We start from the raw sequence: 13,708 nt of genomic DNA on the forward strand, positions 1-13,708 counted from the left end.
CCTATTGCTGCGCGTCATTGCTGCGCGTCATTGCTGCGCGTCGCAGCTCTCGCAGCGGCTCACGGCCGCCCGCTCGGTGTTGCCGTGGGTGGCGCGGAGCGGGCTGGAGGCGGTGAGACGACGCCATGCTCCGGGTGAGGGGGCGAGCACCCAGCCGTATCGGGGTGGACGGATGTCGGCCGGGACGATGTGCGTGCAGCCCGGAAGGTGGGCCTTGCCGCTGGCGTGGATGATGATCGAGGCTGCCGACCACCCGTCCCATTCGCTGGTGGCGGGTGCGCTGCCATGGGGTGCGCACGGAGCGCCGTCTGCGCAGTTGTGCATTTCATGGCGTTCGCAGTACTGCATCGTCCTCATCCTGTCAGGTCTCGAGCCGCCGCTCGGTGCGCTCGAGCCAGCTTCGGTACCAGTGCGCGAAGTCTTGCCCGGTCGGCTCGATTCCTCGGTCCATCGGTCTCAGATCCTCCCAGATGGCACCTCGGTGCGGGCCCGTCATCACCATCAGCGACGTGTAGCCGCATCCTTGCTCGCTGAGGAACACCGCCCCCGCCTCCTGCGCGTCGTGCAGTTCCTCGTAGCGTGCGTCCCAGGCCGCGTACGCGAGACGGAATGCATCATCGGCCTCAAAGGCCTCCTTCACGGGCTCACGCGTCTCAAGCACGGCCAGCTCCTGCCGCAGTGCCTCGGCCACGAAGGGCCGTCCGGCGAACTCGGCGGTAGTGGACTGGGCCGCGTAACGAAGCCCGATACCGAGCCACTGCCACGCACCGTCGCTCAAGACCGGTGTCATCAGCCCGTAGTGAGGGCCGGCTCCCCCGCTCCCGACACGGAGCAGAAAACTCCGATACTGCTCAGGCAGACCGACACCCAAGTCCGCTTCCAGCGCGCGGAGCTGCCCCTCGCCCATGACCGGACCAAGGCGAAAGCCGTGCCCCTGCGCCCCGAAAACCTGGTCCGCCTCGGGGTGTTCGGCAAGCCGAAGCACCCGATCCCGCACTCCCGCCCACACGTCGCCGCTCACGGGATCATGCTAGAGAGCCCTGCACCGCACCGGCATGCGATATTCCAGTGTGAAGCAACGCTTCGCATGGTGCTCGAACTGCGGAAACCCGCCCCAGAGCCTGCGGTTGCAGATGCCCTGGGGCCTGGTGGTGTCCGCCGTTCTCCGCGCTGAAGGGCGAGGTCGGGCTTGCCTCACCGGGGGACCTCGGCAACCGGGCAGCAGTTCCGCCCCCGACACCCGCCTCACCCTGCCGGTCATGCGACTCTCGCGGCGGTTCGGGCGACGGGGTGCAGGGCCGCGTACTCCAGCGGCGCCGACGGATCGATGGAGACGTCGAGCTGCGCGGGAGCCGAGCCCGCCTGGACCAGGAGGTCGCCGACGGCGGCGATCATCGCCCCGTTGTCGGTGCACAGGGTCAGCGGCGGCACGCGCAACTCCACGCCCGCGGCCGCGCACCGCTCCTCCGCCAGGGTCCGTACCCGCGAGTTGGCGGCCACCCCGCCCACCACGACAAGGGTGCGCACCTCGTACTCCTTGCAGGCGGCCAGGGCCTTGCGGGTCAGTACGTCGGCCACGGCCTCCTGGAGGGAGGCGGCGCCGTCCGCGAGGGGGATCTCCTCGCCGCGGATGCGGTGCTGCTCGGCCCAGCGGGCGGCGGCGGTCTTGAGGCCGGAGAAGGAGAAGGCGTAAGGCGCATCACCCGGACGGGTGAGCGGGCGGGGGAACGCCACCGCACAGCCGTTGCCCGTGCGCGCGGCCCGGTCGATGGCGGGCCCGCCGGGATAGGGCAGTCCGAAGACGCGGGCCACCTTGTCGAAGCACTCCCCGGCGGCGTCGTCGACGGTGTCGCCGAGGTGCAGGATCGGGTCGCGCACGAGGTCCCGTACGAAGAGCAGCGAGGTGTGGCCGCCCGAGACGATCAGCACCATGCAGGGATTGGGGAGCGGTCCGTGCTCCAGGGTGTCGGCGGCGACGTGCCCGGCGAGGTGGTGCACCCCGTACAGCGGGACGCCGGCCGCGTAGGCCAGGGTCTTCGCCCCGGCCAGGCCCACTTGCAGGGCACCGGAGAGGCCCGGTCCGGTGGTGACCGCGACGGCATCGATGTCCGAGATCCGCAGCCCCGCCTGGTCCAGGGCCTCGCGCACGACCGGGTTGAAGGCCTGGAGGTGGGCGCGGGCGGCGATCTCCGGCACGACCCCGCCGAACCGCGCGTGCTCGTCCATGCTCGACGCCACCACGTGCGCGAGCAGCCGCCCGCCGGACACGATCCCGGCACCGGTCTCGTCACATGACGACTCGATGCCCAGTACCACAGGAGAGCCCACGGGAGCCCCTTTCGCGCATGGCCAGTAGTTGCAAATTATGTGCAATAAGGTAGCCGCATCGACCCCGGTACGGCCGCCGGTATCGAGGCGGGGCGACGACGAGCGCCGTTGTGCCGGCTCGGGTGCACAAGCGGCACCTGGACTGGTGCGCGGAGAAAGGGCCCGACGGGCTCCTGTTCGTAGGAGTCCGCAGAGCGCTCCGGGCGTGCGCGCTACGCCTGTGGCCGGACCGTGGCTCCCAGGCCGCGATGGCGACGACGCTCCCCGAGTACGCGGGCCGCTGCCCGCTGTTCGGGTGAAGCAGCTCGGCAGCACGGCCTGCACGGGTCGTAGCGGCCTACTGGCGTGCGGGTCCTCGTGCAGGGTTGGGAATGGCCGGCCCAGCGGGTAGTCCGGATCAGTGCCGGGTGTGGGCTTCGGGTGCTTCGGGAAGAGCGACGGGGAGCAGGTCCCGGGAGCGGCCGACTTCCCATGGTGTCGGAGGAGGAGAGGAGCAACCATGCCCCCGACGGAGGAGCCAGATACGGGCGCCGGTCAGGGGCTCGGCGGCGGTGAGCGGCCTGCGCAGATGGATCTAGCGGACACGCTCGCGGCAGCGGAATCCGCCTCCCCGGTCGAGTCGCTGGATGTCGTCGCCCGGATGCTCAGGGACTGCCTGAACGCTGCTGCGGTCACGTTCCTGATCGTGGACTTCAGCGGTTCGTCCGTGGTGCGGCTCGGGGCCGCCGACTACGTCGAGGCCGGTGAGCCCTTTGAGCGCGTCGCTCTGCCGGGCACCCTCTACGCGGACGTATTGCGCACACAACGGCCTGCCGTCCAGCTGGAGGGCGGCGGTCTGGTCAGGGTGGTGGCGCCCGTCACCAACCGCGGTGACGCCATCGGCCTGCTCGAATTGTTCCTGCCGGACCATCCCGATGACGACGGGATGAGGCAGATCGCCGCGACCGCGCACGCCCTGGCTTACATCGTCATCGCCAACCGGTCCTTCACCGATGTCTATCAATGGGGCCGCCGTACCCGTCCCCTGAACCTGGCGGCCGAGATCCAGCACCGGCTCCTCCCCGCCTCACTGGCATGTGAGGCGGCCCAGTTCACGGTCGCGGGAGCACTGGAACCGGCGACGTACGTCGGCGGTGACACCTTCGACTACGTCGTCGACCGCGACACCATGCAGCTCTCCGTCACCGATGCCATGGGCCATGACGTGGAAGCCGCGCTTCTCGCCACCCTGGCCGTGGGCGCCCTGCGCAGGGCGCGACGTGCCGGGGCCGATCTCGAAGAACAGGCTGTCGAGGCCAACCAGGCGATCGTGGCCGACGGCAGGCGGGGCTTCGTCACCGGACAGCTGCTGCGCGTCAGCCTGCTCGACGGGTCCACCGAGTTCGTCAACGCGGGGCACCCCTGGCCGCTGCGCCTGAGGCAGGGAAAGGTTGAGGAATTGGTTCCCCAAGTGGATCTGCCTTTTGGGGTCAGGCCACGTACCGATTACCGGGTGCAGCTGCTGGACCTGCGGCCGGGTGACCGGCTCGTGATGCTTACCGACGGCATGCTGGAGCGCCGCGCCGTTGATGTCGACCTGTTCTCCCTGATCGTGAGCACAGGCGATCTCCACCCACGTGAGGCCGCCCGCGCCCTGGTCGCAGAGGTTTTGCGCGCTCATGACGGACGTCTCCAGGACGACGCGACGGTCATGTGCTTGGACTGGCGAGGTACGCACCAGGCCACGCGCAGCGCTGACGCCGGGGCGGACCTCGCAGAAGCCTCGCCGCCCGAGTAGCACTCCGTCCAGCGTCCAAGCCGCGGGCCGAGACGATCGTCTGCCCGCCGATGCCGACGGGCGCGATCACCTCAGGCCGAGGCGGGTGGAGCGGAGGATTCGCTGGCGCGGCGGTATTCGGCGTTGATGCGTTGGGCTTCTTCGAGTTGGTCTTCGAGAATGATGATGCGGCAGGCGGCGTCGATCGGGGTGCCTTGGTCGACGAGTTCGCGAGCGCGGGCGGCGATACGCAGCTGGTAGCGGGAGTAGCGCCGGTGACCGCCGTCCGAGCGGAGCGGGGTGATGAGGCGGGCCTCGCCCAGGGCGCGGAGGAATCCCTGGGTGGTTCCGAGCATCGCTGCGGCCCGGCCCATGGTGTAGGCGGGGTAGTCGTCGTCGTCGAGACGGCCGAACGAGTCATCTGCTGTCATTGAACCTCTTTCTGGAACGCGTGGAGGGGCCCTGGTGCCTATGGCACCAGGGCCCCGAAGGAACTACTACACCATCTGCCGGCCCTCATACTGCGCCGGCCTCCTGTGTCCGCGGACCCGACTCATGCGTGATCGGGATGCGGGGATCGCGGTTGCTTGACCGGAGACCACCTCACTAACGATGTCCTGCGGTACCCGGGCTTCGATCTGCCGGCCCGGGCGATCCTGATGGCGCTAAGCTCCTCCGTTCTTCCCTCGGTGATCAACTGCTTACCAAGCGGGGGACTGCGTAATGCCGATGTTGCTCACTGCTCTACTGCGTACCGCTTGTACTGCTCGTGGCCTGGCTGAGCGCCACGTTTCGGCAGCCAGCCCCGTCGCCCGTCGTGCGTCTGCTCTGGCTTGGAACCCCACTGCCGAACTTCCCGGTGCGCGCGCCCGCAGCCGACGCCTTCACCGAGGTGCTGCTCACTGACTTCACTGCTGATCACTACACCTACAGGTACTGCTGCCCGGCAGTTCGTCTCTGCCAGGCCCTGCTGTCTCTCTGGGCTACGAGAGAAACCATAGCCATGCCACCGCCCAATGTCTACTCCGACCGGCATAGATTTTTGAGTGCGTGCCACAGAGGTAATCGGGTCCCTTCAGGTTGGACAGTCGTGGGTCAGGGCACAACGACCGGGCAGGCAAGGCCGGACACCGACAACAGACCCGGAGCGCGCGATGACCACGATGAGCGCCCAGTGCACACCCCTTGCTCCCCTGTCCGACGTCGCCGAGGCGCGCCAGGCCGCCCGTACATTCCTCGAAGCCCTCGGCCGGCCGTCGAGCCGGAAGGTGCCGACACCTTGATCCTGGTCGTCTCCGAGCTCGTCACCAACGCCCTGCGTCACGGCGGCGGCGCCCACACGCTCCGGCTGGCCGTGCACCCCGACACCATCGAGGTCGCCGTCGAGGACTCCAGTCCCCATCCGCCACGCATGCGTACCCCCGACCTCGTCGACGGCACCGGCGGGTTCGGCTGGCACATGGTCAACGACCTCGCGCACGCCACGATCGTCACGCCCATGCCCGAGGGCGGGAAAACCGTACGCGCCCGGGCGTGTCAGCGATTTTGTGTAAGTCGTCTGGTGTCATTGGATGCTGAGCCGGTCCTCGAAGAAGAGTGAGAACTGGTTCAGTGCCTCTTTCCAGTGTGCGGCGACGTGGTTCGCGTCGCGCGCTTTCGGGTTGATCTGCTCGCGGACGGCGAGGTAGAGGACTTTCAACGCGGCCTGTTCCGAGGGGAAATGGCCACGATTTCGGGTGGCCTTGCGGAGCCGGGCGTTCATGGATTCGACCGTGTTCGTTGAGTAGACCACGGTCCTTATGGCCGGCGGGAACGCCAGGTAGGGCGTGAACTCCGGCCAGGCTGAACGCCAGGTCCGGACGATCGCCGGATAGCGTTCGCCCAGCTCAGAGTCCTCGAAGGCGTCGAGGGCCTGCTCTGCCGCGGCCTCGGTCGGGGCCGTGTAGATGGCCTTCAGGGCCGGGACCAGCTTCGGGTGGTCCCGCGACGAGGAGAGCCTGAGCGAGGCTCTCGTCAGGTGGATCACGCAGGTCTGGACGGTGGTTTGGGGCCAGGTCGCGGTGACCGCGTCCGGCAGGCCCTTCAACCCGTCACAGACCACGATGCAGACGTCCTCGATACCCCGGTTTCGCAGCTCGGACAGGACCGCCATCCAGGTGCTGGCGCCCTCGCCCTCGGAGCCGACCCACAAGCCCAGGACGTCTTTACGGCCGTCCATGTTGACGCCCACGGCCAGGTAGACCGGCTTCGAGGTCACCGAGCCAGAGCGGATTTTCACCCACAGCGCGTCGATGTAGATGATCGGCCAGACCGGGCGGTTTCCATCGGTGGTCGCGACTCCTGAAAGGAGCCGGTCCTATGCAGAGGCATCCGCCGAACCGTTTGCCGCTGTCTGTGCCGAAGAGGTACTTCGAACTGCGTAGAGGTGGCCTGAAAGGGGCTGCCGCTGCCCGCCAGGTGGGCGTATCCACCAGCGCTGGCTCGCTGTGGTTCATCAAGGCTGGACGCATGCTCCTGCCCGATGTGCCCATCGACGACCGCTACCTCACCCAAAACGACCGCATCGCGATCGCAGAAGGACTGCTCGCCGGCCGTACTCCCGGGCAGATCAGCCAGGAGATCGGCAAGCACCGCTCCACCGTCTACCGGGAGATCTCCCGAGGCCGCTGCCCCGGTGGTGCCTACTCCCCGTGGTGGTCGCACAACCAGGCCATCCTGCGCCGACGCCGCCCGAAAGAGGAGAAGTTCCAGACCAGCAACGAACTGCGTGCTTTCGTCAACGACAAGCTGGGGCAGCGCTGGTCACCGCAGCAGATCACCCGTCACCTCGCCCGCACCCATCCTGGCCAGACCGACATGAACGCCTGCCCGGAGACCATCTACCGCGCCCTCTACCGCGGACTCCTGGACAAGCGCACCGCCCGGCTGAGGACCCGGCGCTCCCGCCGCAAGAAGCAGCGCCGCGGCATACCGTCCAAGAACGCCATCCCGAACATGCGGCCGGTCCACACCCGCCCCCGCGAGGCAGAGGCCAGACAACGAGCAGGGCACTGGGAGGGCGACCTCATCGTCGGAAAGGCACAGGCCTCCGCGATCGGCACCCTGGTCGACCGTGCCACCCGCTACGTCCGGCTCATCCACCTGCCCCAAGGCTGGAAAGCTCCGCAGGTCCGCGACGCGCTCGTCGCCCAGACCGCCGCCTGGCCCGCCTCGCTGCGGCGCACGCTCACCTGGGACCAGGGCCGAGAGCTCTACCACCATGAGGAAATAGAGGACCTCACCGGATTCCGGATCTACTTCTGCGACCCCCACTCGCCCTGGCAGCGAGGCACCCACGAGAACACAAACGGACTGCTCCGCGAGTACTTCCCGAAAGGCACGAACCTCTACCACTACACCGCCCGCGACCTCGCGCAAGTCGAACGTGAGCTCAACGAGCGCCCCCGTCTGGTCCTCGGAGACCGAACACCGGCCGAGGCCATGAGACGCTGGTCAAGAGAACTCGCCTACTGCTGAGTCGCAACGATCAGTGGAAGCCCCCCCGCGTCGAGAGGCCGGTTCTGCCAGGTCACGAGCTCGTCAATCACGGCGTCGGTGACCTTGCTGATCAGGTCCGGGCTGACCTCGATCCCGTAGATCTGGGCGAGGTGGGAGCGGATGTCGCGCACGCTCATCCCGCGAGCGTAGAGCGAGAGGATCCGGTCGTTGAACCCAGCGAGGCGGCGGGCGTTCTTCGGGACCAGCCTCGGTTCGAAGTTGCCGTTTCGGTCACGCGGCACCGCCAGAGTGACCGCTCCGGCATCGGTCAGGACCGTCTTGGGCGAGGTTCCGTTGCGGGAGTTCCCAGACCCGTGACCTCCGGAATCTCCGCGCTCGTAGCCGAGGTGTTCACTCATCTCGGCTTCCAGAGCCCGCTCGAGGACGGCCTTGGTGTTCTCGGTCAGGAGCCCGCCCTCACCGAGAAGGGCCGCCCCCGAGGCGTCAGCTTTGTCGAGCAGCCGCTCGACCACCTCGTCGACCGTATTGTCGCTGGCCACGGACGCGGCCGCTTCGTTTTTGTCTGCCATGACTCGTCCGATCCGCCTGGCCCACAGGCCCGAGGCCGAGCCCCGGGCCAGGCTTCCACATCACGGACTTACACGATCTTTCAGACACGCTCGCGCGCCCTCCTGCCGCGTCGGACCTGCGGATAGGCGCGAGCCCGCGGGCGGGTAGTCGGTCCAGGGCTTCTCCGCCCGGATTCCTGGCGGTCAGGACTTGGTGCGCGAAGAGGGCCCGACCGGCGTGTGCCGGTCGGGCCCTCTTCGCTGTTCGGGCGGCGGCATGGGCCGGGCCCACCGGTCAGGCGGTCACGGGGGTGCCGAGCATTGCGGAGGCCCGCTGGAGCGGGCTGATCATGCGCGTGGCCACTGCGGTTCGGGGAAGGCTGCCGCGGCAGGTGAAGCCGAGCTGGGTCATGGCGCGGAGGACTTCGCCGACGCTGAAGTCGCGGCGGTCCTGGCGCGTGATGACCTGGCCGGCCTGCTTGACGGGGTAGGTGCGTCGGCCGATGATCACGGACTCGCCGATGACTTGCTCGGGCTTGATGCCCTTCATGGACTCCAGGACGCCGCTCTTGGTCAGGTCGAACGGGAAGCGGGCGATGACACAGCGCATGATGCCTCACAGAGAGAAGAAGGGGACGGTCGTGCCGAGCCGGGACGGTTCAGCGGGCGAGGGCGAGGGCGAGGACGCCCAGGGCGGTCCCGTGCTCGTCTACGACGGGCAGGGCGGTGAGCTTGCGGTAGCGCATCGCGTGCTCGGCTTCGGCCATCGCGGTCATGGGCGAGGTGAACGGCCCGCGGTCGCCTAGGACATCGCGTACACGGAGCTGGTCCGTGTACACCGCGCTCCGGCGGAGGGCGGTGAGCTGGGGCTGGGTGACCAGCCCGATACACAGGCCGTCCTCGTCGCAGACGAGGAGATGGTCCGTGCGGGAGCCGGCCATGACGGCCAGGGCCACCTCGACGGTCATGTCGTCGCAGACCTGCGGACCAGGCGCTTCCATGGCGTCGTTCACCGTCCGGTGGACGAGGTCGGCATGGGCATGGGCATGCACCGGGCGGGGCTGCATCTGGACCAGCGTCAAAATCTGCCTCCTGCAGAGATGGGTCAGTTTCCTGATCAAGTTGTTCTCAGGCCGCCGCATCGAAGGCGGACTGCCGCGCGCTCGCGCGCCGGGCGGCCGAAGCGGGCCCGCGGCGGCCACGGGAGGCCGCGCCGCGCTTGGGTCGCTCGGACACGGGTGCGGTGATGGTGACCGGGATGCCGGAGGGTGCCTGGGCGCCGGTGATGCGGTTCAGGGCTTCGTCGCCCGAGCGGACCTGGGTGGTCTGCGGGGTGATGCCCGCGGCCTGCATGAGGCGTGCCATCTCGCGGCGCTGGTTGGGGGTGACCAGGGTGACGACGCTGCCGGACTCGCCGGCGCGGGCAGTGCGGCCGCCGCGGTGCAGGTAGTCCTTGGGGTCGGTCGGCGGGTCGACGTTGACGACGAGGTCGAGGTTGTCGACGTGGATGCCGCGCGCCGCCACGTTGGTGGCGACCAGGACGCTGACGTGCCCGCTCTTGAACTGGGTGAGGGTACGGGTCCGCTGCGGCTGGGACTTCCCGCCGTGCAGGGCCGCGGCGCGCACTCCGCTGCTGAGCAGGTGCTCGGTGAGGCGGTCCACGGCGTGCTTGGTGTCCAGGAACATGATCACGCGGCCTTCGCGGGCGGCGATCTCGGTCGTGGCGGCCTGCTTGTCGAAGCTCTGCACGTGCAGGACGTGGTGCTCCATCGTGGTGACCGCACCCTGCGAGGGGTCGACGGAGTGCACGACCGGGTCGGTCAGGTAGCGGCGCACCAGCAGGTCGACGTTGCGGTCCAGCGTCGCGGAGAACAGCATCCGCTGGCCCTCGGGGCGCACCTGGTCCAGGAGCGCGGTGACCTGGGGCATGAAGCCCATGTCGGCCATCTGGTCGGCCTCGTCCAGGACGGTGATCCCGACCTGGTTCAGCCGGCAGTCACCCCGGTCGATGAGGTCCTTGAGGCGTCCGGGCGTGGCGACGACCACTTCCGCTCCGGCGCGCAGCGCCTGCGCCTGCCGGTAGATGGGCATGCCGCCGACGACGGTGGCCAGGCGCAGCTTGACCGCCCGGGCGTAGGGGGTGAGGGCTGCGGTGACCTGCTGGGCGAGCTCACGCGTCGGTACGAGGACCAGCGCGAGCGGCTGACCCGACTCGGCGCTCTGCCCGGCGGTACGGGCCAGCAGGGCGAGGCCGAAGGCCAGGGTCTTGCCGGAGCCGGTGCGGCCGCGGCCCAGCACGTCACGGCCCGCGAGGGTGTTGGGCAGCGTGGCGGCCTGGATCGGGAACGGCGTGGCCATGCCCTCACGGGTGAGCGTGGCGAGCAGCTGGGCCGGCATGGCGAGGTCGGCAAAGGCCTCGACGGCGGGCAGCGCGGGGGTGATCGTCTTCGGCGGGGCGAACTCGCCCTGGATCGCGGCGGGCCGACGGCCGTATCCGCCCGAGCGGCTCGGACCGCCCGGATGGCTCGGGGCTCCGGAACGGCTCGGGGCCGAAGAGCCGAAACGGCTGCCCCGACCCGAACCAGCGCCGGCGCCGAAAGCGGGGCCGCCGGTGCGGCTGCGGGTAGCGGACGAGCGCTCGTTCTTACGTGTGGGATTCATGCGAAACCTTCCTTGACACGGCACGTATCAAGGAATTCCCGCAGCGGAAGAGCGGCGCAGGGAATTGCGAGAACGGGCCGAATTGAATGCGGAAGCGGATCCCGTCCGCGAGAAATCTGTGCGGCTACGGGCGCTTGCCATGGGGTGGCGTCATACGGACGCGAAAACCTGAGAAATGAGCTGGGGTGCGGCTCCGAGGAGGCGGCATCCCGTGTTTGGACCCGCGGGTGGAAGCACCGCGGGCGAGATGTGTGCAGCTGGGGCCCGCACCCCGAGGGATGCGGGCCCCAGCTGCGAAACGCGCGTCAGCGTCAGGCGGGAACGATGTTCTCCGCCGTCGGGCCCTTCTGGCCCGGCGCGATGTCGAAGGTGACCTTCTGGCCTTCGGTCAGCTCGCGGAAGCCTTGGGCGGCGATGTTCGAGAAGTGGGCGAAGACGTCGTCACCGCCACCGTCCTGCTCGATGAAGCCGAAACCCTTTGCCGCGTTGAACCACTTCACGGTGCCAGCAGCCATGTCATATCTCCTTGGGGGCAGTACACCGGATTCCGCACTGTGCGGAGACCGTGTCGCCGCGATGATGCCCCGCCCGGAACTGACCGGAAATATGAAGCACCACCATGCGGCGCGGAGGCCGGTCGGTGGTGCTCTAAGTTTTTGGGTACCAAAACTGCAACCGAGATGGACAGTAGCATGCCGCAGTGGATTGCATGGGGCGAACATTTATACCCCCTGCACTGCGGTAAAAACTCTCCTCGCGTTGCCCGCTAAACCCTCTGCCCGCGCGGACAGGTATTGATTCACGCCCAGTGCAGTGTTTCGAAAGTTGGCGTATTCGCCAGCTACGACATAGGGCACGGGTGATGATTGAGCTGAAGCTCGGGACCGTGGTGTGCCCGCACTGAGCTGCCGGGCCGGCTGCCGGGCAGGCCCGGACCGTCGCCGCAGACGGCCGGCGCCGGGTCACGGTGGCAGGGCCCGGGGCAGTGCGTGCGGTGCGTGAAGTGGGCACTGAGCAGAGCCCTCCCGCCAGTTGGGGCACGCGGAGTGCACGGCGAGGTGGGAGAGGTCTGGACAACAAACAAGCCCCAGGTCGCTGACCTGGGGCTTTGCTGTGGAGCGGATGACGGGAATCGAACCCGCGCCATAAGCTTGGGAATCCCCGGCACTCAAGGGCCTGCATAGCCTCTGACCTGCTGAGATGGTGGCCAGGAGTGGCGTGGGAGCGGCCCTGTCGAGCCCTCTGGTGACCGCTGTTCACCGCCTCTACTGGCGCGTTGTGGCACGGCTGGCGGCTCCGCATGGCTCCTGTCTGTCGTGAGGTAACCCCTGGGCGCCCGGCGCCCGTGCGCTTCAGGGCTCAGCTTCCACCCATTTCCATGGTGCGTCGCTTCTCTCGGCTGGGTCCTCCGGCGGGAGAGTCTCATAGCGTCAAGCAGGGGTGACGGTTTATGCTCAGGTTGTGCGAGCCGCGAGTGAACCCCTGACCGATGACGAGAAGACCGACCTGGACGACGCCCTCAAGGCCGTCCGCCGGGCCGAGCAGGCCCTTGCGCGGGCGCAGGCGCACCTCAATCGCACGGTGGGCCGGATCGGCTCCGCCGACCGCTACGGGCAGAAAGCTGCGGCAGGCCGCCGCGTCGGCTGGTCCCGCCAGCACGTCACCACCCTTGCCAACGCCTACCGTGCGGGCGAACTTGACCAGGAGGAGAGGACCGAAGCCGCATGAGTACCGCGCCCCAGCCGTCCACCGTCCCACAGCCGCCCGCCCAGCTCGAGGCGATCCGCGCCGCCCTATCCCAGGTGGCCCCGCAGCTGCTCGCCGACTTCGACCGCGACCGCGCGGCCAGCACCGCCCGCGCGCGCGCCGAGGTTTCCGCCATTCCCCTCCGCACCTTCACGGAGGCGTGGGCCGTGGAGGTGGCGATTGCCCGACACCCGGAGACGGCCGCCCGACTCCATGTGCTTGAGGCCCGCGCCGGAGAGGTCACCGACCTCGGCGAGGCCCGTGACATCGCCGCCGAGATCAGCCGCATCCGCAACGCCGCCGCCGCCGAGGCCGGGCTCCGTACCGCTGGCGAGGCCGCCCGGTGACCGACGACCGTTGGGTGTGGGAGTACGCCTTCCACGCCGAGGACGAGGTGGGCTACCCGAAAGTTGTGCGCGATGAAGTGACGGCCGTCGCCGACCAGATCGTCGAGCTGGCCAACCTCGGCATCGACCCGTCCGAACTGGGCGACCCCACCCCCGGTACGGCTCGCCGTCACATGCTCCCCTCCGGCGGGTGGTTCGAGACCCAGGCGCTCCCGCGGATGAGCCCGCGCCTCCTGGCCGTGGTCCTGGTCGTGCCGCCGCCGCACTTGCTCTGACACGAGAAGGGCAGGTGGTGCACGGGTGGTGCGCGGCGCAGGGAAGGCCTGGACAACGAAGAAGGCCCAGGTCGCTGACCTGGGCCTTCTTGCAAGAGCGGATGTCGGGAATCGAACCCGCGCTATAAGCTTGGGAATCTATGGCGCGCGGGTGATCCATATGGCTTCTGACCTGCGAAAACAGCCTGGCGAATGCGCTATCGAGAGGGTCCGTCCGTACCCGTATCGACCGCTGTTCACCGCCCCGAAGGGCATGCGCGGGGCACGGGCCTTCCGGCGCTGCGTGAAGATCGCTTCGCCGAGAGGAGCGCGTCGGCTGGACGCTTCGTGCCCCGCTCCCTGTGGCGCGGCGAGGCGATGCGGACCAGGCGGCGTTCCCGGAAGGCGGAGAGCGTCAGGTCGGAGCAGTCGAAGCGCTGGCATATTACACAGAAACTTGCATCGGGCGGCGGCCCCTTCGGGGTGATGGCGATTCTTCAGGTCACTGCGAGACGGTGTTCCGATTCCTCTTCATTTGAACCGGAATATATGGCCAACCGGCTGCGGTTG

The 13,708-nt window shown here is 68.6% G+C and carries 14 protein-coding genes and 2 pseudogenes; 6 read left to right on the forward strand and 10 right to left on the reverse strand.

Going from position 1 to position 13,708, the window contains the following annotated elements; all coding sequences use genetic code 11:
• Positions 1-27: 27 nt before the first annotated feature.
• The 3 genes from OG435_RS24260 to tsaD all read right to left on the reverse strand — a co-directional run bounded on the left by OG435_RS24260 (position 28) and on the right by tsaD (position 2,316).
• Positions 28-357, reverse strand: a complete 330-nt coding sequence (locus OG435_RS24260; RefSeq protein WP_266879679.1) for a hypothetical protein — start codon at positions 355-357, stop codon at positions 28-30.
• A gap of 4 nt (positions 358-361) precedes the next feature.
• Complete coding sequence (locus tag OG435_RS24265) at positions 362-1,021, reverse strand: SMI1/KNR4 family protein (protein ID WP_266879681.1); 660 nt, start codon at positions 1,019-1,021, stop codon at positions 362-364.
• A 236-nt stretch (positions 1,022-1,257) separates the two neighbouring features.
• Positions 1,258-2,316: a tRNA (adenosine(37)-N6)-threonylcarbamoyltransferase complex transferase subunit TsaD gene (tsaD, locus tag OG435_RS24270; RefSeq protein WP_266882028.1), complete on the reverse strand. Its 1,059-nt coding sequence runs from the start codon at positions 2,314-2,316 to the stop codon at positions 1,258-1,260.
• A 580-nt stretch (positions 2,317-2,896) separates the two neighbouring features.
• Here tsaD and OG435_RS24275 point away from each other — a divergent pair.
• Entirely contained in the window at positions 2,897-4,105 is a 1,209-nt protein-coding gene (locus OG435_RS24275) for a PP2C family protein-serine/threonine phosphatase (protein ID WP_266882030.1), read from the forward strand.
• A 71-nt stretch (positions 4,106-4,176) separates the two neighbouring features.
• Here OG435_RS24275 and OG435_RS24280 read toward each other — a convergent pair whose 3' ends face one another.
• A complete protein-coding gene (locus tag OG435_RS24280) occupies positions 4,177-4,515 on the reverse strand; it encodes a MerR family transcriptional regulator (RefSeq protein ID WP_266879683.1) in 339 nt (112 codons plus the stop codon).
• Between the two features lie 723 nt (positions 4,516-5,238).
• Between OG435_RS24280 and OG435_RS24285 the strand changes: the two are divergent.
• Positions 5,239-5,612, forward strand: a pseudogene (locus OG435_RS24285) (ATP-binding protein); the annotation flags it as partial.
• 36 nt (positions 5,613-5,648) lie between these two features.
• On the opposite strand, the pseudogene OG435_RS24290 reads toward OG435_RS24285, so the two are convergent.
• Positions 5,649-6,404, reverse strand: a pseudogene (locus OG435_RS24290) (IS256 family transposase); the annotation flags it as partial.
• Between the two features lie 38 nt (positions 6,405-6,442).
• Here OG435_RS24290 and OG435_RS24295 point away from each other — a divergent pair.
• The gene (locus OG435_RS24295) at positions 6,443-7,600 is read left to right on the forward strand and encodes an IS30 family transposase (RefSeq protein ID WP_430625678.1); all 1,158 of its coding nucleotides are present in this window, start codon (positions 6,443-6,445) and stop codon (positions 7,598-7,600) included.
• On the opposite strand, the gene OG435_RS24300 is transcribed toward OG435_RS24295, so the two are convergent.
• The 5 genes from OG435_RS24300 to OG435_RS24320 form a co-directional block, all read right to left on the reverse strand.
• A complete protein-coding gene (locus tag OG435_RS24300) occupies positions 7,591-8,151 on the reverse strand; it encodes a transposase (RefSeq protein ID WP_266879687.1) in 561 nt (186 codons plus the stop codon). The genes OG435_RS24295 and OG435_RS24300 overlap by 10 nt on opposite strands.
• A gap of 274 nt (positions 8,152-8,425) precedes the next feature.
• A complete protein-coding gene (locus tag OG435_RS24305; RefSeq protein ID WP_266879689.1) occupies positions 8,426-8,740 on the reverse strand; it encodes an SCO5918 family protein in 315 nt (104 codons plus the stop codon).
• A gap of 49 nt (positions 8,741-8,789) precedes the next feature.
• Entirely contained in the window at positions 8,790-9,212 is a 423-nt protein-coding gene (locus OG435_RS24310; RefSeq protein ID WP_266879691.1) for a CBS domain-containing protein, read from the reverse strand.
• A 46-nt stretch (positions 9,213-9,258) separates the two neighbouring features.
• A complete protein-coding gene (locus OG435_RS24315) occupies positions 9,259-10,791 on the reverse strand; it encodes a DEAD/DEAH box helicase (protein ID WP_266879693.1) in 1,533 nt (510 codons plus the stop codon).
• A 311-nt stretch (positions 10,792-11,102) separates the two neighbouring features.
• The gene (locus OG435_RS24320) at positions 11,103-11,306 is read right to left on the reverse strand and encodes a cold-shock protein (RefSeq protein WP_266879695.1); all 204 of its coding nucleotides are present in this window, start codon (positions 11,304-11,306) and stop codon (positions 11,103-11,105) included.
• Positions 11,307-12,252: 946 nt separating this feature from the next.
• Between OG435_RS24320 and OG435_RS24325 the strand changes: the two genes are divergently transcribed.
• From OG435_RS24325 to OG435_RS24335, 3 genes are read left to right on the forward strand one after another with little or no spacing between them, the layout of a single operon-like run.
• Positions 12,253-12,519, forward strand: a complete 267-nt coding sequence (locus tag OG435_RS24325) for a hypothetical protein (RefSeq protein WP_266879697.1) — start codon at positions 12,253-12,255, stop codon at positions 12,517-12,519.
• Positions 12,516-12,884 carry a hypothetical protein gene (locus OG435_RS24330; protein WP_266879699.1) on the forward strand — a complete coding sequence of 123 codons (369 nt, stop codon included), beginning with the start codon at positions 12,516-12,518 and terminating at the stop codon, positions 12,882-12,884. Before OG435_RS24325 ends, OG435_RS24330 begins: the two co-directional genes overlap by 4 nt.
• Positions 12,881-13,159 (forward strand): hypothetical protein, encoded by a 279-nt coding sequence (locus OG435_RS24335; protein WP_266879701.1) that lies wholly within the window; start codon positions 12,881-12,883, stop codon positions 13,157-13,159. Before OG435_RS24330 ends, OG435_RS24335 begins: the two co-directional genes overlap by 4 nt.
• Positions 13,160-13,708: the final 549 nt, after the last annotated feature.

This window comes from Streptomyces sp. NBC_01264, assembly GCF_026340675.1.
Lineage (GTDB): Bacteria > Actinomycetota > Actinomycetes > Streptomycetales > Streptomycetaceae > Streptomyces.

Coding starts and splice junctions, on each gene's coding strand:
- OG435_RS24315 (WP_266879693.1), bottom strand. CDS start 10,791: ATGAATCCCACACGTAAGAACGAGCGCTCGTCCGCTACCCGCAGCCGC.
- OG435_RS24330 (WP_266879699.1), top strand. CDS start 12,516: ATGAGTACCGCGCCCCAGCCGTCCACCGTCCCACAGCCGCCCGCCCAG.
- OG435_RS24300 (WP_266879687.1), bottom strand. CDS start 8,151: ATGGCAGACAAAAACGAAGCGGCCGCGTCCGTGGCCAGCGACAATACG.
- OG435_RS24320 (WP_266879695.1), bottom strand. CDS start 11,306: ATGGCTGCTGGCACCGTGAAGTGGTTCAACGCGGCAAAGGGTTTCGGC.
- OG435_RS24280 (WP_266879683.1), bottom strand. CDS start 4,515: ATGACAGCAGATGACTCGTTCGGCCGTCTCGACGACGACGACTACCCC.
- OG435_RS24275 (WP_266882030.1), top strand. CDS start 2,897: ATGGATCTAGCGGACACGCTCGCGGCAGCGGAATCCGCCTCCCCGGTC.
- OG435_RS24305 (WP_266879689.1), bottom strand. CDS start 8,740: ATGCGCTGTGTCATCGCCCGCTTCCCGTTCGACCTGACCAAGAGCGGC.
- OG435_RS24260 (WP_266879679.1), bottom strand. CDS start 357: ATGAGGACGATGCAGTACTGCGAACGCCATGAAATGCACAACTGCGCA.
- OG435_RS24295 (WP_430625678.1), top strand. CDS start 6,443: ATGCAGAGGCATCCGCCGAACCGTTTGCCGCTGTCTGTGCCGAAGAGG.